We start from the raw sequence: 25,047 nt of genomic DNA, 5'->3' as shown, positions 1-25,047 counted from the left end.
GATCTCTCGCAAAGGCGCAGAGTCGCAAAGTTTTATATTAAAAGGCTTAAAGAAGAAAAACTTTGCGTCTTAGAGCCTTCGTGGCATAAAAAAAAAAGAAGTATGATGAAAATGCAGCAAACCATGCGTTGGTTTGGACCTCAGGACAGCGTAAAATTGATCGATATAAAACAAGCCGGAGCAACAGGAATTGTGACTGCTTTGCATCAAATTCCTGTTGGCGAAATCTGGTCTGTTCAGGATATTCAGGAAAGACAAAAGATGATTCAAAATGCGGGATTGGAATGGACAGTTGTAGAAAGTCTTCCTGTTCATGAAGAAATCAAACGCGCTTCGGGGAATTATCTTCAATACATTGAAAATTATAAAATCAGTTTAAAGAATCTGGCAGATTGCGGAATTAAAATTATAACCTACAATTTTATGCCCATTTTGGATTGGGTGAGAACCCATCATAATTTTATAAACGATGACGGAAGTAAAGCTTTGCTGTACAATCAGGATGCATTTACTTATTTTGATGTGTTTCTTTTGAAAAGGCCGAATTCAGAAAATGATTATTCAGATGCCGAAAAAGAAAAAGCATTACAATTTGGAAATCAGTTGTCTGAAGATGAAAAAGCGCTATTGTTTAAAAATGTATTATTAGGATTGCCAGGAAGTAAAATCAATTTTACAGCAGAACAGATTTTGTCACTTTTGGATAATTATGCTAATATCAATAATGAAAAGCTAAGAGAAAACCTGATTTATTTTCTAGCGGAAGTGACGCCAATTGCAGAGCAAAACGGACAAAAATTAGCTATTCATCCTGATGACCCGCCGTTTTCGGTTTTAGGTCTTCCGAGAATCGTATCGACAGAAGCCGATTTGAAAGCGATTTTTAGTGCGGTTCCTTCAATAGCCAACGGATTGTGTTATTGTACGGGTTCGCTTAGTGCTGATCCGAAAAATAATCTAGAAAAAATAATTGACGATTACGAAAACCGAATCCATTTTTTGCATCTGAGAAATACCATCCGCGAAAGCGAAACTGTTTTCAGAGAATCGGAGCATTTAAGCGGTGATGTTAAAATGGAAAGCATTGTTGAAAAATTATTGATTCTAATGAATAAAACCAAAATAAGTTTGCCAATGCGCCCAGACCATGGTTTTCTTCACGAAGTAGATGAAAAAACAGAAACTTATCCAGGCTATTCTTTAACGGGCAGATTAAAAGGTCTTGCAGAGCTAAGAGGTTTGGAAATGGGAATTGCCTATAAACTGAATTTGTAATTTATTTTACAACAAAACTATATAACTATTAAACCAAAACATATGAAATTCATTAAACCATGCTTATTTGCCGTCACGACTCTGCTTAGTATAAGTTGTACATCGCAGAAAAAACAGCTTACGTTAAAAGATGCTTTTAAAAAAGATTTTTATATAGGTACTGCTTTAGATTTGAATCAGATTAATGAAAAAAATCCAAGAGAAGATTCGTTGATTCGAAAAGAGTTTAATGCCATTACTGCCGAGAATATTATGAAATCTATGTATGTTCATCCGCAGAAAGACAAATACGATTTTACATTATCGGATAAGTTTGTAGCATATGGAGAAAAGAATAAAATGTTTGTTCACGGGCACACTTTAATTTGGCACAGCCAATTGGCGCCTTGGATGGAGAAAATTGCTGACAGTACAGAAATGAAAGCTTTTATGCAGGACCATATCAATACGATAGTTTCCAAATATAAAGGGAGAATTGGTTCTTGGGATGTGGTAAACGAAGCTTTAAACGAAGATGGAACTTTGAGACAATCGGTTTTTTTGAAAACACTTGGAGAAAAGTATTTGGTTGACGCTTTTAAATTGGCAGCAAAAGCAGATCCTAAAGTAGAATTGTATTATAATGATTATAATATCGAAGAACCGGCTAAAAGAGCGGGAGCAATTGCTTTAATCAAAAAAATAAAAGCAGAAGGCGGAAAAGTAGATGGCGTTGGAATTCAAGGACATTGGAGATTGGAAAGTCCGTCGATAGAAGAAATTGAAAAGAGTATTTTAGAATATTCGGCTTTAGGAGTTAAAGTAGCGTTTACAGAATTGGATATTACCGTATTGCCCAATCCGTGGGAATTGAGAGGAGCAGACGTGAATCAGAAATTTGAAGGAAGCGAAAAAATGAATCCGTATCCAAAAGCATTGCCAGACTCTATCCAAAATAAACTGGCTGAACGTTATGCTTCGATTTTTAAATTATTTTTGAAACATAAAGATAAAATCAGCAGAGTTACTTTTTGGGGTGTTTATGACGGGCAATCTTGGCTAAACGACTGGCCAATAAAAGGAAGAACCAATTATCCGCTGCCTTTTGATGCTGATTTAAAACATAAAAAAGCATACGATAGCATTTTAAAACTGAAAGAAACTAAAAAATAAGCGCTAAAAAAGCCTGAGTTTTGCTAAATTATTTACAATCGGTTGTGAAATGAAGAATAATCTAAATAAAGCGAAGTAAATTTGCTTACTATGTTTTTTTATCTAATTTTACACAACCGATTGTTTAAATAAAATTAAGCACAAAATTGTCATTTCGACGAAAGAGAAAATCACATTAAAAACTGCAAACGGTGTTGTAGGATTCTGTGTTTGATTGGCGTCATTTGTTCGCTATCGCCCGTTGCTCGAAATAACAAAAAACGTATTAACTTTAGAAAAACCGCTTTTGCTTACATAACTAATCAACAAAATGACCACAAACCCGCGAATGACTAACATTTCACAAAAACTTTCCGTCAAAGAAAAAATTGGGTATAGCTTAGGAGACTTGGCAGCCAATTTGGTTTTTCAGACTTTGATGACGTATCTGGCGTATTTCTACACCGATATTTATGGCTTGTCGCCAACTGATTCTTCCATTATCATGCTGATTGTTGGATTGATTGCAGCTTTTATTTTTAATCCAATTATTGGTGTTTTGGCAGACAGAACAAGTACCAAATGGGGAAAATTTAGGCCATGGATTTTAATAACTGCGATTCCGCTTGGAGTGGTGGCCTTATTAGCATTTTCTACTCCTGATTTCTCTTATAAAGGAAAAGTAATTTATGCCGTTGTAACGTATACTTTATTGTTGCTTTTTTATGCTGGAAACAACTTGCCGTATTCTGCTTTAAGTGGTGTGATTACAGGCGATATGAAAGAACGAAACAGTATGTCATCGTACCGTTTTGTGGCAGTTATGTTTGCCCAATTTTTTGTTCAGGTTTTCATGCTCGGAATTATAAAAAGTGCTGGAAATGGCGATAAGGCAGTCGGAATCGAGAAAGTAATGACTGCTTTGGCAATTATTGGAACGATCATGCTTTTGATTACTTTTTTAACTACGAAAGAAAGAATCATTCCGAAACCAGAACAAAAGTCAAGCGTTAAAGAAGATTTAAGTGATTTAATTAAAAATAGACCTTGGGTAATTATGCTTACGCTAACGACTTTGGTTTTTGTGACTTTGGCGATGAAAGGCGGTTCGTATGTGTATTATTTTGAAAACTATGTGAACAAAGAACAATTAGCTGTTTTTATTCAGCCTATTTTAGATTTTCTAACTACAATTGGATTAAATCATTTTGGTAACGATCCTGTTTCTGCAGGTTTTGGTTTATTCAATGCAGGCGGAATTATTTTCATGATTGTCGGGATTACCTTATCCAAAAATCTGGCTGACAAATACGGAAAACGAAATATTTTCGGAGTGTTTTTATTCATTTCGACTTTATTTATTATCGCTTTCTATTTCTTTCCGCCAGCCTCAATCGGATTGATGTTTTTCTCTCAAATCTTGCATGGCTTTTTCTACGGAATCACTATACCAATCCTTTGGGCAATGATTGCTGATGTTGCCGATTATTCAGAATGGCTGAATAACCGTCGTGCAACGGCGATAATTTTCTCTGCGATGATGGTTGGGTTAAAAACGGGATTAAGTGTTGGAGGTGCTTTGACAACCTTGTTTTTAGGTTATTTCCATTACGTTCCAAATGCACCTCAACAATCAGAAACAGCTGTAAACGGAATCAAATTACTAGTAAGCATTTTCCCTGCAATCCCTTTTTTAATTGGAGTTGGATTGCTGTTTTTCTATAAAATCAATAAAGAAATGGAAGTTCAAATTGAAGCAGAACTAAAAGAAAGAAGAACTTAATTATTTAAACAAAATATCAATATGCCTGAAGATAGCATTGAACACATTAATTTTGAACAGATTGATGAACTGGCGATTTCTAAGCCTTTAGTGTCCCATATTTATACAGCCGATCCTTCGGCGCATGTATTCAATGGTAAAATTTACATTTATCCGTCGCATGACATCGATGCGGGAATTCCGTTTAACGACAATGGGGACCATTTCGGGATGGAAGACTATCATGTTTTTTCTATGGAAGACATTTCATCGGAAGCGGTTGATAACGGAGTCGCGCTGCATGTAGACGACGTTGCCTGGGCAGAAAAGCAGATGTGGGCGCCAGATGCGGCGCACAAAAACGGAAAGTACTATCTGTATTTCCCGGCCAAACGCGCCAGTGGAATTTTCCAGATTGGGGTTGCCGTTTCAGATTCGCCTGTCGGGCCTTTCATTCCGGAGAAGGAAGCGATAAAAGGAAGCTACAGCATTGATCCGGCGGTTTTTGAAGACGAAGATGGAAAGCATTACCTCTATTTTGGAGGAATTTGGGGCGGACAGCTTCAGAAATACCGAAACAACAGATATGATGAAAAGAACGAAGAGCCTTTGGCAGAAGAAAAAGCACTGGGACCTATCGTAGCTTTGTTAAGAGATGATATGCTGGAGTTTGCAGAAGAGCCGAAAGAGATTAAAATTTTGGATGAAAACGGAAACGAAATCCTGGCGGGCGATAACAGCCGCCGCTTTTTTGAAGCTTCTTGGGTGCATAAATACAACGGAAAATACTATTTCTCGTATTCTACCGGAGACACGCATTTCATCTGCTATGCGATTGGCGACAATCCGTACGGACCGTTTACGTATCAGGGAAGAATCTTGAATCCGGTTGTGGGCTGGACCTCGCACCATTCGATCTGCGAAGTGGATGGCGAATGGTATCTGTTCTACCACGATTCAAGCCTGTCAAAAGGCGTAACGCATCTGAGAAGCATGAAGGTGACCAAAATCGATTATCTGGAAGATGGCTCGATTATCACCATTGATCCTTACGGAATAAGAAGATTGATTGATTAAGATTTTTTGGCTAAAAAAATTTCGTAAAAAATACAATCGGTTGCGTTCTGATTTTGTTTTTTTGTCATTGCGGGAAACTAAGCAATCCTTTACTGGATTAAATGGTAAAGTTGCTTAGTTTCCCGCAATGACAAATCTTATGATAAATGTCTTTTGAAACCGTTTTGCGTGAGGGATAGAAGTGAAAAGCCCACAGACGCGAGGAACGAGCAGGCGAGGACTTGTAACGGATAGCCCGGTTCGCCGCGGCGAAACACGCCCAAATTATTAAGATTAACGATTAAAAAAATAACAATTTTAACCTAAAAAATAATTTTTTTGTAAAATATTTTTACCTATTTTAGCATAACAGAACGGAACAGAACGGTATGCTAAAAGAAGAAGAAAAATTTGAGTTTATAATTAATCACGAAAGTGATATTCCGAAGTATCAGCAACTGGTTGACGGGATTACCAATGCCATTGCGGAGAATATTTTGCAAAAGGGAGATTTGCTTCCATCTGTAAATGTGATCTGCAAAACGTATCAGCTTTCGAGGGACACGGTTTTTAAGGCGTATTCGATTTTGAAAGATCAGAAAGTAATTGATTCTGTGCCAAACAAAGGTTATTATGTAGCTGGCGAAACTAGAAAGGTGCTTTTGGTTTTGGATACGTTTAAGGCTTATAAAGAGGTTTTGTATCATTCGGTTGTGAATAATTTGCCCGATAATGTGATTGTTGATGTGCAGTTTCATCATTATAATATTGATGTTTTTAAAACGATCATTAATAACGGAATCGGGAAGTATTACAAATATGTGGTGATGAATTTTGACCACGCTGACATTCCGCCCGCATTGTCGGCAATTTCAAAAGATAAATTGCTTTTGATTGACTGGAATATTAGGGCTGATAAAGCAAATAATTATGTTTTTCAGGATTTCGGAAAAGCTTTTTATGATGCTTTAAAAGTAGCGGTTGATTTGTTTAAAAAGTATAAAAAGATAGATTTTGTATATCCGGATTTTACGAATCACCCTTTGGAAACGGTTGAATTTTTTAAGAAATTTTGTGCTGATTTTGGTTTTGAATACGACATTGTCACAGATCCAAAAAAGTTCAATATCGAGAAAGGAATTGCATATATCAGTGTAAGCGACAGGATTTTGGGATACTTTTTAGAGCAATGCAAAGAAAAGGATTTTGAACCCGGAAAAGACGTTGGTTTTCTTTCGTACAACGAAACGCCAATGAAGAAATTTATATACAAAGGAATTTCAGTTGTTTCGACTGATTTTAATGAATTAGGAACCAAAGTAGCGGCATTTATTACGCGTGACGAAGAAACGAAGTGTTATGTGTCGACAAAATTAATAATAAGAGAATCATTGTAAGTTATGTATTATATCGGTTATGATATTGGAAGTTCTTCTGTCAAGGCAGCCTTGGTAGAAGCAGAAACAGGCAAAAAAGTCATTGTTTTGAATGAGCCTCAGAACGAAATGGAAATCCTTTCAATTCACCCAGATTGGGCAGAACAGGATCCAGAAATTTGGTGGCAGCACATTTGTACGGCAACAAAAAGAGCAATTAAAGAATCGAATATCGACGCTTCTAAAATTCAGGGAATTGGTATTTCGTACCAAATGCACGGATTGGTAATTGTAGATAAACAAGGTGCTTCGTTACGAAATTCAATTATTTGGTGTGATAGCCGTGCGGTTGAAATCGGGAATAAAGCTTTTGCAGAAATTGGAGAAGAAAAATGCATGACGCATTTATTGAATTCGCCTGGAAATTTCACCGCTTCAAAATTAAAATGGGTTAAAGAAAACGAACCTCAGCTGTATAGCAAAGTTGATAAATACATGCTTCCGGGAGATTACATCGCTTTGAAATTAACTGGCGAAGTAACGACAACCAAAAACGGTTTGTCTGAAGGAATGCTTTGGGATTATAAAGAAAATAAAGTAGCCGATTGGCTTTTGGATTATTATGGGATTGATAGGTCTTTGACGCCAAAAATTGTAGAAAATTTTACCAATCAGGGTGTTGTGACTGAAAAAGCTTCTCAAGAATCTGGTCTTCCTGTTGGGATTCCGATTGTGTATAGAGCAGGAGATCAGCCGAATAATGCTTTGTCTTTGAACGTATTGAATCCGGGAGAAGTGGCAGCAACAGGCGGAACTTCTGGGGTTTTTTATGCCGTTAGCGAAGTGTCGTCTGGAAAAAGCACGAGAGTAAACAATTTTGTTCATGTAAACTACGAATTAGAAACGCCAAGAGTTGGTAAACTTTTAAATATTAACGGAGCTGGAATTCAGTACAGATGGCTTCGCAATAATATGGGTAACGAAAGCTACGAGGCAATGAATGAAAAGGCTTCGAATGTGGAAATTGGATCTGAAGGTGTTGTGGTAATTCCATTTGGAAATGGGGCAGAGCGTATGTTTAATAACAAAACGATCGGGACGCATTTCTTAAATCTGAATTTGAACATTCACAACAGTGCGCATTTATTTAGAGCTTCTCTTGAAGGAATCGCTTTTTCTTTTGTGTATGGAATGGAATGCCTAAAAGATGATAATGCCACAATTAATGTAATTAGAGCAGGAAATGATAATCTTTTCCGTTCGGAGATTTTCTCAAACACTGTGGCAACTTTAATTGGTTATGAAATCGAAATTTATAATACAACGGGGGCTGTCGGTGCAGCTAGAGCAGTTGGTTTGAAAGACGGAGATTACAGTAAATTTGGAGCTAATGTAAGTGATAATGACCACGTAATGACGTTTTTGCCACTGCACAATAAAGAGCCTTATGAAGCGGCTTATAAAAAATGGAAACAAGAATTAGAATTAATATTAACAACTAAATAAAAAAACAAATGATAGTTTTAGGAGATAAAGAATACTACAAAGGTATTGGCCAAATTAAGTTTGAAGGAAAAGAATCTGATAATCCATTGGCATTTAAATATTATAATCCAGACCAAGTTGTAGCTGGAAAAACAATGCGTGAGCATTTTAAATTTGCAATTGCTTACTGGCATACTTTCTGCGGACAAGGTAGCGATCCGTTCGGACCTGGAACTCAAAATTTTGCTTGGGATGCATCATCAGATCCGTATCAAGCGGCAAAAGATAAAGCGGATGCTGCTTTTGAATTCATCAGTAAAATAGGATTCGATTATTTCTGTTTCCACGATTACGATTTGATTAATGAAGGGCCAACTTTTGCAGAATCAGAAAAACGTTTAGCTTTTATTACAGATTACTTAAAACAAAAAAAAGCAGAATCTGGAATTAAATTGCTTTGGGGAACTTCAAACTGTTTCTCAAATCCAAGATTTATGAACGGTGCAGCTACAAATCCTGATTTTAATGTTGTGGCAAGAGCTGGAGGACAAGTAAAATTGGCTCTAGATGCTACAATTGCTTTAGGAGGAGAAAACTACGTATTCTGGGGAGGTAGAGAAGGTTATATGTCTTTACTAAACACAGATATGGGAAGAGAATTAGATCACATGGCGCAATTCTTAACAATGTCTAGAGACTATGCAAGAGCGCAAGGTTTTAAAGGAACTTTCTTCATCGAACCAAAACCAATGGAGCCATCTAAACACCAATATGATTTTGACTCTGCAACTGCAATTGGATTCTTAAAAGAATACGGTTTAGACAAAGATTTCAAAATCAACATTGAGGTAAACCATGCTACTTTGGCACAACATACTTTCCAACACGAATTGGAGGTTGCTACAAAAGCTGGAATGTTAGGAAGTATCGATGCTAATAGAGGTGATTACCAAAATGGATGGGATACAGACCAGTTCCCAAATAACATTCAAGAAACTACTGAAGCAATGTTGGTTTTCTTAAAAGCTGGCGGATTACAAGGCGGTGGAGTTAACTTTGACGCTAAAATAAGAAGAAATTCTACAGACTTAGAAGATGTTTTCTTAGCGCACATTGGCGGAGCTGATACGTTTGCAAGAGCTTTATTGACTGCAGATAAAATTATTTCTTCTTCTCCATACGAGAAATTAAGAAAAGAAAGATACAGCTCATTTGATTCTGGAAAAGGTAAAGATTTCGCTGATGGAAAATTAGGACTTAAAGATCTTTACACTATCGCTCACGAAAATGGAGAATTAAATCTTCAAAGCGGTAAGCAAGAATTGTTTGAAAACATCATCAACCAATATATTTAATTGGTAAGATTTTAAAAATAAATTAAACCTAACAGGTTTTAAAATCTGTTAGGTTTCTACAAAAAAATATTTAGTGGGCAAAATATCTGAAAACATTTAGATTTTTAAATATGATAGTCATAAGACGTTAATCCTTTAAGAATGCTTTTTAGATTACAATTGAGAAATGTGCATTAAGATGTGGGTCTATATTTTGATTTTAAGTTGAGAGAATAGATTTAAGGTTTAGTTACTATTTTCTTTTTATCTGAAAGATTAAAATGGAGCCAGTTTGATAAAAATTAATAGTGGTTAAATTTTTATTGAAGGTTTTTTGAAGAACAGAATCAATCGACATGCACATTTTTTCTCGCTAAAATCTTTTAGACGCACTGCCGTGCGCCTCTACTAACTTTAAAAAACACAAAAAACATGAAATTTTTTATTGATACTGCTAATCTTCAGGATATTGAAGAAGCACAGGCTTTGGGCGTTTTAGATGGTGTAACCACCAATCCGTCTTTAATGGCAAAAGAAGGAATTACTGGAAAGCAAAACATTTTGAATCATTATCTAGCGATCTGCAATATTGTTGACGGTGATGTATCGGCTGAAGTAATCTCGACAGATTTTGAAGGAATGATAAGAGAAGGAGAAGAATTGGCCGCTTTGCATCCGCAGATTGTGGTTAAATTGCCTATGATTGGCGATGGAGTAAAAGCATGCAAATATTTTTCTTCAAAAGGAATCCGTACCAATGTAACTTTAGTATTTTCTGCAGGTCAAGCCTTGCTTGCCGCTAAAGCAGGAGCGACTTATGTTTCTCCGTTTTTAGGTCGTCTAGATGATGTTTCAACAGACGGAATGCATTTGATTTCAGAAATTAGAGAAATCTACGACAATTATAATTATCAAACTCAAATACTTTCTGCTTCAGTAAGACATACAATGCATATTATCAATTGCGCTAAAATAGGATCAGATGTTATGACAGGTCCGCTTTCTGCAATAAAAGGATTATTGAAACATCCTTTGACCGATATTGGTTTGAAGCAATTTGTTGAAGATGCTAAAAAGATGAATTTATAGTATTTTTTTATTTTCCTTTTTATAGTTTTTAAGACTCTCTTTCTGTTGTTGGGGAAGGGAGTTTTTTTATTGATTTTCTATTTTATTTTTAAATATCAAAGCCAGCGTAGAAGACTTTTTGTCGTCTGATGCTGGCTTTTTATTTGATTTATTAAGTTCTAAAATGCTTGTTTCATCTACCAAGCTGTTAATGCACTTCTTTTCCAAGTGTTAGTATTTACGCATATATAAACGTAATCATTATCTATTCTGATATCTCCTTTTACTCCTGTGGCTGTGGCTGAAGTTGGGGCAACATTTAAAGTTGTCATTGTAGGCAAATTACTGTCTGCATATTCTTTATTAACTAAAGAAGTTGTTCCTCCTGAAGTAACTAAAGCTTTTGTCAAAGTAGGAGCTAGTAATTGATTAGTATTAGTTTTTCTAATAGCTATATTTCCAGCGCCATCTGATATGATAATATTATTGCTTAATGTTGATGTTGGGGAACTAGCCCACCCTATAAAAACATTATTATCTCCAGTTTGATGCAAGTTATTTAATCTGCCAATTTCAATATTTTTGTTACCATTTATTAATCCACTATTAGTAGCTATAGGAATATCTCCCCCTATAAGAACATTATCACTTCCTGTTCTTATAGCTGAACCTGCACTAGCTCCTATAGCAGTATTTCTAGTATTAGATGGACTTGTTTGGTTTGGGTTTCCAGCCAAAGCACCATTCCCCAAAGCAGTATTAGAATTACCAGTTTTATTTGAGTATAAAGAATTTGTACCTACTCCAGTATTATAACTTCCTGTAGTATTATTATATAAAGCAGTATTACCTATTCCAGTGTTAAGTGAACCTGTAGTATTTAAAGTTACAGCTCCTGAACCTGTTGCTGTATTGTATGTACCTGAAGTATTTACAAGTAAAGCTTCATTTCCTAAAGCAGTGTTTTCGACATTATTAGAGTTACCTTTACCAATTCTAACTCCATTAATAGTTTTATCAGCACCACCTAATTCTTGCAGAGATGTATTATCAACAATACCTGTAGTTGTTGCAGAAACTGGATCATATTCTTGTTGAGAAATATCACTGAATTCTAGTTCTCCATTCTCATTTGTTTTTAAAATTTTATCACGTTGATTTGTTTCTAAATCAGCGACTTTTATTCTGTTGTGGTTAATGCTCATTTTTTTTGAATTTTAGTAATTCATCTATTATTTTGATAAATCTGGATAAATCGTTTTTTACATTGTTCATTAAAATTAATTGATACTATCTCAGAAGCTAGTTTAGTACGGGGCTATAATTGTTTCGATAGACATTTGCGGTTTATCAGCAATAACAGCCAAAAGTGTTGCTCCCAAACTATACATAATTTGTGATGAGGGCAAGAGATCTGAACTTTTTTCATTATTGTCTACCGAAAGCAAATAAAGAATTGCAAAATAGCTTGTTAAATTCAAGATTTAAGAAGTTTTTTTGTGGGGAATCTAATAGGTAATCTATTTCACAATTTTCTAATAGTTCGAAATACGGTACATAAGGTTTATGATAAGTGTTCAAATTGAAAGGAGCCATAAAGGATGACATCCGAATCAACATGCAAAAAAGAGTATTCTTGAATACTGTAAGTTTTTATTTTGCCCAAAGCCTGCGGCCTTTATCATATTTTTCTCTAATTTGCCAAGATCTGTTTTAGTCGATTCGAATGTCAAAGCTAATATTTATATCACATCAAAGGGAACTGTTGTTGAAAGTGCTATTATATTTTTAAAAATTCTAAATCAGGAATGTAACCAATACATTCGGTTATGGTTCGATAATCTACCATTATTTCCATTCCACTTTGAATAAAAGTTTTTGCTTTTAATTCCAATCTGTCTCTGTGTACATACACAACAGTGTTAGGAATTGGGGAATGGTTGCAATATCTTCCTAAATCATCGGTTTCCCACCACTTTCTTTGCATTTGGCTTTGGAATAGAAATCGGGACTTATCACTCATAGGTTTATCTATTACCCAAATACCAATTGATTCATTAGGAAGAATATCTTGAATAGCACTTATTTTAATATTGGTTAAATCTTCTTTATTGATTTTATAACTCATTTATGGGTCTACTGGTTTGATATTATGTGTTAAAATACCATTTGCAAAATAAGTATGTGACGGACTTAAGGTTAGAGGATAAATTTTTCTTTCTTCTAGGTTGACAGATACAGAGATTACTGGAATGATTTCTTTAGATAAGCCATACAAATTATCTCCAACGACAACTTCACCGATAGGGATGAATTTCCAAAGACCATCTCTTTGAACTAATTGCGAGTGAAAAGGAGTAGCCTCAAGTAATCCATTATTTAAGATGATTGTTTTATGAGCAATTTCTGGTTTAATATTGGTTATTGGTGCTGTAATTCTTTTTTCCATTAAATAATCACAAGACCATTTATAAAGTTTAGTAACATCATTCGTATCATTCAGAGTATCAATTTTGGAAGAAAGTAGTAAATCATTAACTTGTAAGGTTTCAATTGGTTTTTGCGAACCATCTGGCAGCGTAATTAAAGTGCCTTCGACAAAACAAACAATTGAACCTGTTCGCCAACTTGCTGACGAAGAAAAGGCGGAGTAATTCCCTGCTGCATCATATGCTCTAACTTGATAATAATATGAGGTGTCATAATTTCCGGTATCATAATATTGAGTATTTGAACCTGAATATCTAGTAACCCATGTTCCAGCAGAACCTGCTTTTCGCTGTAAGTTATAACCCGTAACACCATTGTTATCTGTTGAAGCATTCCATCCAATAAAGATGGATGTTGTATATTCTCCATCTCCGTCATTACAATATATACCTGTTGGTACACTTGGAGGTGTAGTGTCATTAGCAACCACAAATTGATATACATTTGAAAATACGGAAGTGTTAATTGCATCTTCAATCATAAACCAAGTCGTTACAGTTGGAATAGAAACACCTCTAGGTGAGTTGGATCCTGCAGTCGAATTACTCCAAGGTCCTGTTGAAGAAGTAGTACTGGTTTTTACTGTTAAGGTCGAAGGTGAATATCCAGTACCAGAAACCGTAAAATATAAATTTCCAGAACTATAGCTTGTAATTGTAATTGAAGGCGCAGTTGCAAAATGATTGTAACCTCTCCATTCGCTAATGGTAGCAGGATTTGAACTAGAAGGTCGAGAGGAACTATTTTGATTGATTGCAACATACGAGCCATTTTCAGCAGCATCCAAAGATATGGATGCTGTTCTGGTTCTACCTAATTCTACATTTATATCTCCTAAGGAAAGAGAGCCGGTTGTTGAAAGTGCCATTATAATTTTAGTTTTAAATGTTCAAGAATAATTTTCAATTTTTTATCCTGTTGTTCAATCTGTGCCTGTTGTTTTTTAACTGCTTCAAATAATACAGCAACAGCATTTTGATATTTAACAGCTTTTGTTCCATCTTCTCTGGTAAGCACCAATTCAGGGAAATTTTCTTCAAGTTCTTGGGCAATAAATCCGATATTGTCTTTTTGATCGTTATCAATTCGATCATAAACAACTCCTCTTGAAGCTTGAATTCTTTCAATTACATTTGAAATTGGTCTAATATTTTCTTTAACTCTTGCATCAGAAAAAGCGGTAACATCTCCAGATACGGTTAAAGAAGATCCAGTAATTGCTCCAGTAAAAGCTGAGAATGCTGCATAATTGCCAGAATGTAAAATATCATACCACCCTCCCCATGTTGTGTCAATTCCTTTACGAAGCCTAAGGCCAGGTAACCCAGAACCATTTATACCACTTTCGTTTCTAAAGCCTAATTGATAAGAAGAGTCTCCCGTAGAAGATGTATTTCCATCCCATGGAGCAAATGTCATAACTCCGCCATAATTTCCAGTACCACCAACAACTGCTGAATTGACAAAATCGAAATTAACTGTTCTAGCATATGTATTAGGTAAACGGTCAACTAATGTTCTAGGCCCATCAGTAAACGATATTCTTCTGGTAGAAGTTGCTGTTTCTGCATTTCCACCAATATTTAACGAACCTGCAGTTCCCGTTAGACCAGTTCCGTTTCCACTAAAGTTATTCGCGATTACTGTTCCTGTACTTGATTGGATTTTGACAGCATCACATGAAAATGCATAAGTCGAAGCATTCCCAGTTATTGGATTTGTTCCTTGATTAACCCCCCAAAGAATTGGATAAGCTGCGGCATCAGTTCTATTAGCTAATAAATCTACAAGTCTTGAAGAACCGCCAGCGCTTCCTGTAATATTTATGCCCCAGTTTCCACTAGCACCTGTTCCTGTTAATGTTGGAGAATATGAATTATAATTACCATCATGCAATACTCTTCTCCATGGCGTAAAAGTTGTTCCATTCGAGCTCCATCCTCTAAAACACAATGAATCATTATTATGACCTCCTGCTATTTGCAATCCTGTATCAATTCCTTTGGCAACAATTAGATTGTTGTAAGACGAACCAGGACCATTTGTCCCTGTTGAATTAACATTGTAAAAACCAGATGCTGTAACAGCGCTATTGTAATTAAGATCTGATCTTGTTCCATCTTGATGAGGAACTTTGTCCGTATCATTTGTTGGAATTGTAATATTTGAAGAACCATCAAATGAAACGCCATTAATTGTTCTCGGTGTTTGAAATTTAGTAGCTGTTGCAGCATTTCCTCCAATACTAAATGATTGTGAGATACCCGTTAAACCTGATCCGTCACCTGTAATTGTACCTGCTGTCCAGATTCCATCTCCAATGGCAGATTTAGGAGAACCATTATTGCACCATACCATTTGATGTCCACCAGCCATAGTTCCTCCTGATGTATTATTGGTATGTTTGTAAGCAAGACCATAGAGAGTGCCAAAATTTGAGCCATCGATAGAACTTCTATAAGCTGTTCCTATAGACCATATTGATTGTGTTTTTGTAGAATCATAAGTTCCAAAAATACCTTCTGAACGATCAGTTCCAGGAAATACAATATCTCCGCTCATTGTTCCGCCAGCTAGAGGTAATTTTGTCGAATCAGCAATAGTAATATTTGCAGAACCATTAAACGATACTCCATTAATTGTTCTAGCGGTTTGCAGAATAGTGGCTGTTGCAGCATTTCCGGTTAAAGCTCCAGAAAAAATTGGCGCAGTGACAGTTCCTGTAAACGTAGGTGAGGCTAGAGGAGCCTTTAAATCACCGTTTCCATTTAATTTATTAATAGCTGTTAAAACAGTATCAGTGGCTGAAATTGTTCCAGCTGAAGAACTATATCCGGTTAAAACAGAAGCAATCGATCTCGCATTTGAAAAATATAAATTTCCAGATTCAGGAACATTTGCTGTAGTTAGAGCCTGCCAAGTTTTATCTCCTCTCCAGTATTGAGCAGTTGTGCCTGCAGTAATATTATTTTCTTTTGTTGAATCAGCAATCGTAATGTTTGCAGAACCATCAAATGATACCCCATTAATTGTTCTAGCTGTAGTTAATTTTGTAGCAGACAAAACATTTTTAGCTGCATCGGCGGTATTATCTACACTTCCGAGACCAACATCGGCTTTAGTCAAGGTCACAACGCCAGTTTTTCCTGCAACACTGTCTACTGCACCACTTGTAATGTAAACGTATGCAGATCCACCCCAGCGATAAGTTTTGTTGGAGTCTTTAGCAATGTAAATTTTTCCTGATTCACCCGTTGCTGGAAAACCAGCTAGATTTGTAAATTCTAATACATCATCAACATAACTGGGCAATTGTGAAGTTAAGATAATACCGCTGGCATCCAGTGTAGCAACCCCATTCGGAGCACCTTTTTCGCTAGATGCAATTCTTGCAGTTGAATCTGTTGCATTGATTGTAATGTTTGCAGATCCGTCAAAAGCAACGCCATTGATAGTTCTAGCAGTTGTCAATTTTGTTGCAGATAAAACATTTTTAACTGCATCTGCAGTATTATCGGCGTTAGGTAAACCAACAGCAGTTTTGTCTAGCGTCTGCCAGCTTTTATCACCTCTAAAATATTGACTTGTCGTACCTGCGGCTATATTTGCCTGTTTTGAATTTAATTGTGTCTGAATACTAGATGTGGCATCATTAAAGGCATTTTGATTGGCATTTTGAAATTTTCTCGATGCAGTTTCACTAATTTGATCAGCCGTATAATCTCCTGTTTGAGACGTAACAGTTCCGTTACGGCCAAAAACAGTAGTAACAGCATCTGGTGGAGTCAACAATTCTTGCCAATCACTTATTAATGCTGGATTTGTCCCTTTTAAGATATAAGATTTGTTTACATCACTTCTAATAGCCATATCTCCTGTTTCTGCAATTAATGCTAACATGGCGGTTTGTGAAGCGACTACGAAGGTATTTTTAATTGCAACTGAAGGCAATTGGGTCCCGATAATTTTTCCATCTGCACCTAGTCCCGCATAACCGTTAACTGCATTTTTGTTTGCAATATTTTCAGGAGTAAATCCGAGAGCAGATTGTTTTGCATTCCATGTGGCTTTTTCAGTATCAGAAACAAAACGATTACTCGTATCCTGAGCTATAATACTCGGAGCATGAGTTGTTGGATGTGTGTAATTTACGAGTGTTCCGAGACGCATAATTTCTGAATCTGAAAGGAGACTTTTTCCTGTGACCTTGTCAACTTTGTTGTTTTGCAGTACTTTACCCATTTCTGCAGATAATGCTTTTGTAGCTCCTCCGGTTGTAAGGTCATTTACTAAAATATTATTTAGTGATGTTTGGATTACTTCAATAGCATCTACTAATTCCTGAATGGTATTTAAGTCGGCATTATCAGAAGCAAGCAAAGTATTAATATTGTCAATAAAACCTTTTAAAATTTTACCTTGTCTGGCATCAAGAGCTTTGCCCTCAAGGGTGTAGTCTAATGCATTGTAACTGATGTCTTTAATGTAACTAAATTCTAATTCACCATTGGAATTTGTAATTAAAATTTTATCGGGACTGTTTGTCTCTAGGTCGGATACTTTTATCCTATTATGATTTGTATTCATATGTATTGATTAAATTATTTAGTTTTACTGGTTTAGAAAAAATAGAAATAGGTTAAAGCTTTCGTTATTGAAAAGAAAAATAGGCCATTATAGGCAGGTTTCTCTATGAATCATGACAGTAAATAGCGAAGAATAAAGAAGAATTTTGAGTTCTACTCATCAATTTTAGCTAATAAATAATCTATCTGAGCTTGCTGTTCTTTTATTGCTTCGAATAGTATAGCAACAGCATTTTGATATTTAACGGCTTTTGTTCCATCTCCATGGGTAATTACCAATTCAGGGAAATTTTCTTCAAGTTCTTGAGCAATAAATCCAATATTATCTTTTTGATTGTTATCTATTCTATCGTAAACAACCCCTCTTGAAGCTTTAATTCTTTCAATTGCATTTGAAATCGGACGAATATTTTCTTTGACTCGGGCATCTGAAAAAGCGGTAACATCTCCAGCAACAGTTAAAGAAGCTCCCGTGATTGCACCTGAGAATGCTGAAAAGGTGGCGTAGTTGCTATCTGTTAGAACAGTTTTCCATGACGTCCAACCAGAAGTACCACTAGTAGTGGTATTTCCTCTAAATTTCATTCCGCTACCATCTCTTGATATAGTTAATTGCTGTCTGCCATCACCCGAACCCATATGTAATGTTGAGGTATAGCTATAACCTGAAGATGGTGTTTCTTCTCTTGCAATAGTTGAAGTATTGCCAGATAAATTATCTAGTTGGATACCAGGTTGAAATGGAAACCCTGTAGAATTTCCATTTACGCTTATTGGCCATACACCAGATGCATTTGAGCCATTTAATTTAGCAGCATAATTAATCAAGTTCTCAGTATCAATAATAGTCCTCCAGCCAGACCAAGAACCTGAAGTCATATTTCTACTTAATAAATTACCATTCCAAAAAGAGTTTGCAATTTGAAAACCGTAGCCATCTATGCCTGACCAGTCACTACCCGCAATGTTAATCCAATTCCACCAATCATTATTTGGCATTCCCATTACCGTATTGCCATAGAAGAAACCAGATGGATTTGTTTCGTCTGAATTATTAGCATTCCCATTGTTTTTAGATATTGAACGCCCTCTTGCATTTCCACCTTGAACTACGTTATTTGGATTGAAGTTTCCAACATGCAATGCTGTGTTTCCATTAATTGTCACAGTATTTCCAAGTGGATTAATATCAAGAGGATACCCATTATGGGATTGTATGAAATTTCTATTCGACTCAGTTCCGATTGCAAAATTTGAGTTGAGAGGGGTGCTACTGTTTGAAGAAACTTTCAATAACGAGCTGTCATTTCCATCATGCCAAATTCTATTCCATCTATTCCAAGTATTACCATCACCATTTCTTGATCTAAATGATATTTCGTTCCCAACATGATAGACGGAATTTAACTGTAAACCATAACCGCCAGCATCAAAATGAACTAAAGGACCATTGAATGGTGCATTATTAGCGTATGTGAATCCTGATTTACTTCCGGAAATTGTATTTGCATCCAGATTTACCCAACCATCATACCATCTATTTGTTGCAGTTGTAGCTAAACCCAACGAGTTTATGAAATTTGCGGGTGTATAATATCTTAAATATTGATCATCTGAGGCATAAATTCTATTAATTGGAGTAGCTCCACTATCGCCAGAAATAGTATTAATCCATCCTGCTTGAATGTAACCATTACCATCTGTTCGGACAATTTTGTTTGGTTCATTGTTTGTTGACGAATGAACGGCTAATCCTCCTGCAGTATTTGCATTTCCGGTTACATTGATAGTCCAAGTGCCAGAAGCTCCTGAGCCAGTGGTAGAAGCTTTTGAATTTAATTGTGTTTGGATTGAACTGGTCGCATCATTAAATGCTTGTTGAGTCGCAGATTGAAATTTTCTTGATGAGGTTTCAGTAATTTGATCGGCATTGTAATCACCAGCCTGAGCCGTAACCGAACCGTTTCTTCCAAAAACTTTTGTTACTTCGCTAGTAGGAGTTAATAATTCCTGCCAATCATTTAAAATGTCTGAATTTGAGCCTTTTAAAATAAACGATTTACTTAAATCGGTTCTTACTGCAATATCTCCGGTTTCTGCAATTAATGCTAACATTGCAGTTTCTGAAGCTACAACGAAAGTATCATTTACTGTAATGGCAGGAAGCTGAGAAGAGATTAATTTTCCATCTGCTCCTAAACCAGCATAACCATTAGCAGTATTTTTATTCGAAGCATTTTCAGGAGTAAATCCTAAAGAGGTTTGCTTTGCATTCCAATTTGCTTTTTCAGCATCAGAAACAAATCGATTTTCTGAATCTTGTGCAATAATATTTGGTGCGTGAGTAGGAGGATGCACATAATTTGAGAGTGAAGCCAAACGAGTAATTTCACTATCAGAAATTAGGCTTTTTCCGGAGATTTTATCGACTTTGTTGTTTTGCAAAGTTTTTCCCATTTCAGCCGATAAAGCTTTTGTTGTACCGCCAGAACTTAAATCGTTTACTACTATTGTACTTAAAGAACTGCAAACCACTTCAATCGCGTCTCCTAGTTTTTGAAGTGTATTTAAATCGACATTATCAGTAGCAAGCAATTCGTTTGCGTCATCAATTAAATCTTTTAAGATCTTTCCTTGTCTTGCATCCAAAGCCTTGCCTGGAACAATATAATCAAGGGAGTTGTAACTGATGTCGTTTATGTCGCTAAATTCTAATTCACCATTGCTATTGGTCTTTAAAATTTTGTTTTGTTCATTTTTTTCTAAGTCGGAGACTTTTATTCTGTTATGATTTGTATCCATTTTTGTTTATTGATAATTGCATGTATTTAAAGCCTTTCTTTGGAAATGATATGCACGTAAATCCAAATTCTACATTCTTTTTTGACTAAGATTATTTCAAGGTCAATTTCAAAAAGAATTTTCGGTAGAATTTGGATTAAGTACTTGTAGAGTTTTTAAAAGAAGAAATTATTTTTATTGATTAAGATGACGTTCTTCTTTAGTTATCATTATGCATTGCTTCTTTATAGTTGTGGGTTAAAACTCCATTTGCAAAATAGGTGTGAAATGGATTTAGGGTCATTGGATAGATGTTTCGTTTTTCTAAATTCACAGTTACAGAAGTAACAAGAATAATTTCGCGGTCTATCGTATATAAATTATCTCCAACCACTATATCTCCCAAAGGAATAAATCTCCAAAAGCCATTGCGTTGAATTAGTTGTAGGTGAGTAGGAGTGGCTTCGAATAATCCTTCATTAACGATAATTGTTTTTTCGGCAACTTGTTTTGTAATTTTTGTGATAGGCGAAACAATCCTATTTTCAGATAAATATTCGCATGACCATTTATACAATTCATTAGGAATATTGGTATCGTTAAGCGTTTCAATTTCCGCAGAAAGCAATAGTTCGTCAAGAGTAAGTTCTTCAATCGCTTTTCTTGTTCCGTCAGGTAATGTGATGAGAGTGCCTTCAACAAAACATCCGCTTCCACCATCGCCTCCACCTGTGGGTGGAGTATAGGTAATTTCGCATGTTCCTGTGATGTTTGCATAATTCTGTACTGTTGCCGCTAACCACGCATCTGCTTGTGCATTGGCATCTGCAAGACTTATGGTAGAGACAAATTGATTTGGAAGAGCAGTAAGTGTAACAACACTTCCGCTGTATCCTGTTCCGCAGTTATTTTTTTTTGCGCTTAATCTTTTTTCTACACTATAATATCTTATACTAGGAGCACATGTTGTAGTATCTAAAACGGGTGCGATATAATCAGGATCTGTAACTACATTTGGTTTAGTTGGCTGTCCTGTTGGGCTTCCGTCATCAACATAATATAATTCGAGTGCTCCAAAAGATTTGTATCCTGTATTTCCCATACGTTTGTTTTTTAATATTTAATTACGATTTTTCCTGTAGACGAGTCTTTGATGTAGGTAATGTATCCGAGATTAGTAACGGCCTCAATGTTTTTAGCCAAATTAGTTCCTTGGATTGGCACTTTTTTTGAAAAGTTCTTTCGATCCACCAAAGTTCCGCCAACATTAATGATGTCATAACCCGATTTTTGCATTGTACCGCCGAGATACGTAACTATTTCTACATCTATATTTCCTGTTTCGACAGTTCTATACCATGAGCCAGCCATTCTTATCTGAACAGTATTTAAAGTAGGATAGTCTGTTGTTATTTTACTGAAATTAACAAGACAGGCTTCAACACCATTTGCTTGCGTATTATCACCAGCCCACATAATATAAGAATCTGCTGCTAGGGCATTTGTTGGGATTTCGTTATTAAATCCATGACCCCATCCCATCCATTTATTATCTAAGGCGGTTCCCGAATTAATAATTCCGGTATAAGTGTCGAAATCTTGCCCTGCTCCTATGGCCCATTTGTATCTAATAACCATGTAGTTAAAAGGTGATAAGTTAACATCAGGTTCAACAACACAAGACGGATTTACTCCTCTCCAGGCTGTAACTCTGCATGAACCTACGTTATTGGCATAGGCCTGAACATTTGCTGCCAACCATGCATCTGCTTTTGCATTGGCATCTTCAACACTTACTGTCGATATAAACTGGTTCGCATTTGCAGTTAGTGTAACGGAAGTTCCCATGACTCCGGCAGCGCAATCATTTTTTGCCGCAGTCAATGACTTGGCTATATTGTAATATTCCATACTTTGTTTATAATTGATTATGATTTGTCTCAACTTAGAGAAGAATTGCGTTAAGCATAACTAAGTTTGATAAGGTGAGAAAGCTATTTTTAGATGCTTTTTGATTTCACCTTTTTGAAGTGCTATTAATTTATTTTATTGCTGAAAAATTGAATTTTATAAAAAGCAATATTAAATAAAGCAGATTGTATTGAAGTAAATAGATGAAGAATATGATGGAAGTTTGTACTTAATTTGTACAAATAAATTGGCTGTAAAAGCCTAATAAAAGTTAATAGGAACCACGCCAAAAAGGCAATAAATTTGTGGTTCCTAAATAACTATTTAAAAATTATGATCAAGAATTATTCTTGTTCTTGCTTTACAATTTCGCCAGTTTCAATATTCACACGAATATCTCCGTATTCTTCTTTGATTGCTTTTTCTAATTCATTGAAGTTTTGCTGCTGAACGGCAATCTGACTTAAGATATCTGCTTTTTGAAACTCGTATTGAATAGACAATTCTCCCAATGACAGTCTCGCCTTATCCATAAAGACATTAAAATCTTGTAACTTCTTTAATTGTTCTGCATTGATTGTTTTTGCTTCTTCTTTATTGATTTTTGTATTTTCCATTTTTATTGTTTTGATGTGTATTTAATATTTTATTTTAGATAAATGTTAATCATTTAAAGGAATCGAGCTTACATTTAATTGTATACTCTAATTTCTAAATTAACATGTGCACCAGCAACTGGTGTTGAATTTTCTTCATATACAAATTGTACCGTGTCACTAGTATTTTGGTAAGCTCTTATACTATGTGAAACATTTCCTGATACATTAGGTATTCCAATTGTGGCAAAAACTATCGTCTTGTTACTTGGAAAAGCCCCAGCTAATGTGGCATTATATACACCGGCAGACCCCGAAAATACAATTGTGCCTCCAAAAGTGTTCTGCATTACAGTGGGAGTAGAAAGGCTGTTTGTTCTTATATAAGCTGTATAAACTTTATAAGGTAATCCTTGAGATGCAGAGGTAGTAACAGATCCATCTGCCATTAAATATTCCGAACTTGTACCACCTGCTTTTTTATAAGAATTGGCAGTGATATCCCCTTCTTTATTTAGTTTAAATGTTGAAATTCCATTATTTGTTGATTCAATAGCAAATCCTGTCGAGGCGGGACCTGCAGTTAATACAAGATTTCGCCCTATAGTATCATTTTGAATTGAATTAATACACGTACTGCCGAGCCCAGAATTTGCAAGTTTTAGTAAAGGAATAGATCCTCTTGTAGAGGTCATAGATATCATACCGAGATCTGTGCTGCTGCTATTGAAAGTTTTAATTCCTGTTATTGTTTGATTAGTTGTTTTATCGACATAATTACTAAGCTCTGGAGTGCCAATCTTCTTCTCAACTCCATCACTACCCATTACATACAAATCGGTAGTGCCATCTGTTTTGGCGTATAATTTTGCATGACCAGCCATTGCAGTTGCAGAATCAGAAGCTGCTAGTGTTAAGAAGCCATCTGTAATATCGGCTTTTTCGTTTAAGGTTGTAAATGAAGTTCCAGATACGTTTCCGTCGTGTGTGATAAATGCTTTTTCGACTTGTGTTTTTTGAACGCTGATGGCTTTTCTGTTGAGATTTTCAGTACTCGTGTCAAAAGTAGAAGTGGTAGCACTAGAACTAGAATTTTGAACCAATTTTAAGCAGTTCGCACTATTATTTTTCTCAATTGTTAAAACATCATCTGCCGAAGTATTGTGTGTTAGCTTTAAAGCTCCGTCTTTAGTTTCATTACCAGAAGTATGAATTACATTTGTGTCTTCAGCATAAATTTTATCATCAAAAGAACCATCTCCTTTTACAAATTTTTCAGCTGTTCCGCCTTCGCTAACAAATTTTTTAGCTGTTACAATTCCTTCAGCATCAATTTTAGCTTTTACAACATTATCTTTCGATACTTGCAAAGGATCTCCTGTTGCTGCTGAAGAAGAATTTAATTGTAAACCTGCTCCAGATCCAGTGTTGGATACTTTAATACCGGTTCCTGCTGCTGTATTTTGAACCGCAATACCGCTTCCAGCACCGCTAACTGTTACATCCAATACTTTTGCGCCAGCATCGGCACCGCTGTTTGTTAATACGATCCCGCTAGTTGAGGTAGGAGTGGTGTTGTTGAAAGTCAGGATTCCGTTTTTAGTTTCATTTCCTGAGGTATGTAAAAAACTGGTAAAGTCAATTTGTTGACCTGAACCGCCTCCTGGATTTGGATTCGGACTTAAATTTTTATACCAATAATCGACTTCAATATTTCTATTATCAATGTTACCCGAAAAAGTAATTTTGGCCATTTCGTAATTGATGATGTAATCTCCATCATTTCCTTGGCCTTCTTTCTCTAGCAATAATTGTCCGTTTTTAAATACTTTAACACTATAGTTGACTGGTGCATATTGTAAAGAAATGGTATTGCCGACAAAATTGTCAAAATGCTCTTTAAGAGGCATGTAGCTGTTTCCTGTAATGATGCCGATATTTTGTAAACCTGCGCGTAAAAGGGCAGGAGTTACATAATGCTGGTCATCGGTTCCTGTTTCGACCATTTGAAAGTCGGCTTTGTCTTCGTCAATATGAACGAAACTTTTAAAAACCTCTTGGAAATCTGCCCCTGTCGGAATATCGCCGTTTTCGAATTTATAGCCAATGTTAGTTCTGTCTGTTGCCATGTTGTTTGAAATTTATTTTCTTTCTGTAAATATTATTTTTGATTAGCTTGATTTTGAATCCCAACAA

General features: G+C 35.8%; 19 protein-coding genes. 8 read left to right on the top strand and 11 right to left on the bottom strand.

Annotated elements, in window-relative coordinates; translation table 11 throughout:
• The first annotated feature begins 111 nt into the window (after positions 1-111).
• From uxuA to fsa, 8 genes are all read left to right on the top strand, one after another.
• Positions 112-1,275 (top strand): mannonate dehydratase, encoded by a 1,164-nt coding sequence (gene uxuA / locus J7574_RS21090; RefSeq protein WP_290973547.1) that lies wholly within the window; start codon positions 112-114, stop codon positions 1,273-1,275.
• A gap of 42 nt (positions 1,276-1,317) precedes the next feature.
• A complete protein-coding gene (locus J7574_RS21085) occupies positions 1,318-2,427 on the top strand; it encodes an endo-1,4-beta-xylanase (protein WP_290973524.1) in 1,110 nt (369 codons plus the stop codon).
• Positions 2,428-2,755: 328 nt separating this feature from the next.
• Positions 2,756-4,189 (top strand): MFS transporter, encoded by a 1,434-nt coding sequence (locus J7574_RS21080; RefSeq protein WP_290973521.1) that lies wholly within the window; start codon positions 2,756-2,758, stop codon positions 4,187-4,189.
• Positions 4,190-4,210: 21 nt separating this feature from the next.
• On the top strand, positions 4,211-5,245 hold the full coding sequence (locus J7574_RS21075; RefSeq protein WP_290973518.1) for a glycoside hydrolase family 43 protein: 1,035 nt from the start codon (positions 4,211-4,213) through the stop codon (positions 5,243-5,245).
• Positions 5,246-5,613: 368 nt separating this feature from the next.
• Positions 5,614-6,621, top strand: coding sequence for a GntR family transcriptional regulator (locus J7574_RS21070; protein ID WP_290973514.1), 1,008 nt, complete (start codon positions 5,614-5,616; stop codon positions 6,619-6,621).
• Positions 6,622-6,624: 3 nt separating this feature from the next.
• Positions 6,625-8,106, top strand: a complete 1,482-nt coding sequence (locus J7574_RS21065; protein ID WP_290973512.1) for a xylulokinase — start codon at positions 6,625-6,627, stop codon at positions 8,104-8,106.
• A gap of 8 nt (positions 8,107-8,114) precedes the next feature.
• A complete protein-coding gene (xylA, locus tag J7574_RS21060) occupies positions 8,115-9,440 on the top strand; it encodes a xylose isomerase (protein ID WP_290973510.1) in 1,326 nt (441 codons plus the stop codon).
• 411 nt (positions 9,441-9,851) lie between these two features.
• Positions 9,852-10,508, top strand: a complete 657-nt coding sequence (gene fsa, locus J7574_RS21055) for a fructose-6-phosphate aldolase (protein ID WP_290973507.1) — start codon at positions 9,852-9,854, stop codon at positions 10,506-10,508.
• A 176-nt stretch (positions 10,509-10,684) separates the two neighbouring features.
• On the opposite strand, the gene J7574_RS21050 is transcribed toward fsa, so the two are convergent.
• The 11 genes from J7574_RS21050 to J7574_RS21005 form a co-directional block, all read right to left on the bottom strand.
• Positions 10,685-11,692: a hypothetical protein gene (locus tag J7574_RS21050; RefSeq protein ID WP_290973504.1), complete on the bottom strand. Its 1,008-nt coding sequence runs from the start codon at positions 11,690-11,692 to the stop codon at positions 10,685-10,687.
• A 102-nt stretch (positions 11,693-11,794) separates the two neighbouring features.
• Positions 11,795-11,968, bottom strand: a complete 174-nt coding sequence (locus tag J7574_RS21045; protein WP_290973501.1) for a hypothetical protein — start codon at positions 11,966-11,968, stop codon at positions 11,795-11,797.
• An 83-nt stretch (positions 11,969-12,051) separates the two neighbouring features.
• Positions 12,052-12,153: a DUF6734 family protein gene (locus J7574_RS23195; protein WP_367272609.1), complete on the bottom strand. Its 102-nt coding sequence runs from the start codon at positions 12,151-12,153 to the stop codon at positions 12,052-12,054.
• 114 nt (positions 12,154-12,267) lie between these two features.
• The gene (locus tag J7574_RS21040) at positions 12,268-12,615 is read right to left on the bottom strand and encodes an SET domain-containing protein-lysine N-methyltransferase (protein WP_290973499.1); all 348 of its coding nucleotides are present in this window, start codon (positions 12,613-12,615) and stop codon (positions 12,268-12,270) included.
• On the bottom strand, positions 12,616-13,845 hold the full coding sequence (locus J7574_RS21035) for a hypothetical protein (protein WP_290973497.1): 1,230 nt from the start codon (positions 13,843-13,845) through the stop codon (positions 12,616-12,618).
• On the bottom strand, positions 13,845-17,564 hold the full coding sequence (locus tag J7574_RS21030) for a tail fiber domain-containing protein (protein ID WP_290973495.1): 3,720 nt from the start codon (positions 17,562-17,564) through the stop codon (positions 13,845-13,847). Before J7574_RS21030 ends, J7574_RS21035 begins: the two co-directional genes overlap by 1 nt.
• Before the next feature lie 152 nt (positions 17,565-17,716).
• Complete coding sequence (locus J7574_RS21025) at positions 17,717-20,365, bottom strand: tail fiber domain-containing protein (protein WP_290973492.1); 2,649 nt, start codon at positions 20,363-20,365, stop codon at positions 17,717-17,719.
• A gap of 199 nt (positions 20,366-20,564) precedes the next feature.
• Positions 20,565-21,446: a DUF5977 domain-containing protein gene (locus tag J7574_RS21020; protein WP_290973489.1), complete on the bottom strand. Its 882-nt coding sequence runs from the start codon at positions 21,444-21,446 to the stop codon at positions 20,565-20,567.
• A gap of 11 nt (positions 21,447-21,457) precedes the next feature.
• Positions 21,458-22,255 carry a DUF5977 domain-containing protein gene (locus J7574_RS21015; protein ID WP_290973486.1) on the bottom strand — a complete coding sequence of 266 codons (798 nt, stop codon included), beginning with the start codon at positions 22,253-22,255 and terminating at the stop codon, positions 21,458-21,460.
• 344 nt (positions 22,256-22,599) lie between these two features.
• The gene (locus J7574_RS21010) at positions 22,600-22,872 is read right to left on the bottom strand and encodes a hypothetical protein (RefSeq protein ID WP_253788399.1); all 273 of its coding nucleotides are present in this window, start codon (positions 22,870-22,872) and stop codon (positions 22,600-22,602) included.
• A 74-nt stretch (positions 22,873-22,946) separates the two neighbouring features.
• Complete coding sequence (locus J7574_RS21005) at positions 22,947-24,980, bottom strand: hypothetical protein (RefSeq protein WP_290973478.1); 2,034 nt, start codon at positions 24,978-24,980, stop codon at positions 22,947-22,949.
• Positions 24,981-25,047: the final 67 nt, after the last annotated feature.

The sequence above is a fragment of the Flavobacterium sp. genome (assembly GCF_017744675.1).
GTDB lineage: Bacteria > Bacteroidota > Bacteroidia > Flavobacteriales > Flavobacteriaceae > Flavobacterium.
This window is presented reverse-complemented; position numbering and strand designations above follow the sequence as displayed.

What these genes read in the sequence shown, in the direction of transcription:
- uxuA (WP_290973547.1), top strand. Translation starts at nt 112, where the DNA reads ATGCAGCAAACCATGCGTTGGTTTGGACCTCAGGACAGCGTAAAATTG.
- J7574_RS21085 (WP_290973524.1), top strand. Translation starts at nt 1,318, where the DNA reads ATGAAATTCATTAAACCATGCTTATTTGCCGTCACGACTCTGCTTAGT.
- J7574_RS21080 (WP_290973521.1), top strand. Translation starts at nt 2,756, where the DNA reads ATGACTAACATTTCACAAAAACTTTCCGTCAAAGAAAAAATTGGGTAT.
- J7574_RS21075 (WP_290973518.1), top strand. Translation starts at nt 4,211, where the DNA reads ATGCCTGAAGATAGCATTGAACACATTAATTTTGAACAGATTGATGAA.
- J7574_RS21070 (WP_290973514.1), top strand. Translation starts at nt 5,614, where the DNA reads ATGCTAAAAGAAGAAGAAAAATTTGAGTTTATAATTAATCACGAAAGT.
- J7574_RS21065 (WP_290973512.1), top strand. Translation starts at nt 6,625, where the DNA reads ATGTATTATATCGGTTATGATATTGGAAGTTCTTCTGTCAAGGCAGCC.
- xylA (WP_290973510.1), top strand. Translation starts at nt 8,115, where the DNA reads ATGATAGTTTTAGGAGATAAAGAATACTACAAAGGTATTGGCCAAATT.
- fsa (WP_290973507.1), top strand. Translation starts at nt 9,852, where the DNA reads ATGAAATTTTTTATTGATACTGCTAATCTTCAGGATATTGAAGAAGCA.
- J7574_RS21050 (WP_290973504.1), bottom strand. Translation starts at nt 11,692, where the DNA reads ATGAGCATTAACCACAACAGAATAAAAGTCGCTGATTTAGAAACAAAT.
- J7574_RS21040 (WP_290973499.1), bottom strand. Translation starts at nt 12,615, where the DNA reads ATGAGTTATAAAATCAATAAAGAAGATTTAACCAATATTAAAATAAGT.
- J7574_RS21035 (WP_290973497.1), bottom strand. Translation starts at nt 13,845, where the DNA reads ATGGCACTTTCAACAACCGGCTCTCTTTCCTTAGGAGATATAAATGTA.
- J7574_RS21030 (WP_290973495.1), bottom strand. Translation starts at nt 17,564, where the DNA reads ATGAATACAAATCATAATAGGATAAAAGTATCCGACCTAGAGACAAAC.
- J7574_RS21025 (WP_290973492.1), bottom strand. Translation starts at nt 20,365, where the DNA reads ATGGATACAAATCATAACAGAATAAAAGTCTCCGACTTAGAAAAAAAT.
- J7574_RS21020 (WP_290973489.1), bottom strand. Translation starts at nt 21,446, where the DNA reads ATGGGAAATACAGGATACAAATCTTTTGGAGCACTCGAATTATATTAT.
- J7574_RS21015 (WP_290973486.1), bottom strand. Translation starts at nt 22,255, where the DNA reads ATGGAATATTACAATATAGCCAAGTCATTGACTGCGGCAAAAAATGAT.
- J7574_RS21010 (WP_253788399.1), bottom strand. Translation starts at nt 22,872, where the DNA reads ATGGAAAATACAAAAATCAATAAAGAAGAAGCAAAAACAATCAATGCA.
- J7574_RS21005 (WP_290973478.1), bottom strand. Translation starts at nt 24,980, where the DNA reads ATGGCAACAGACAGAACTAACATTGGCTATAAATTCGAAAACGGCGAT.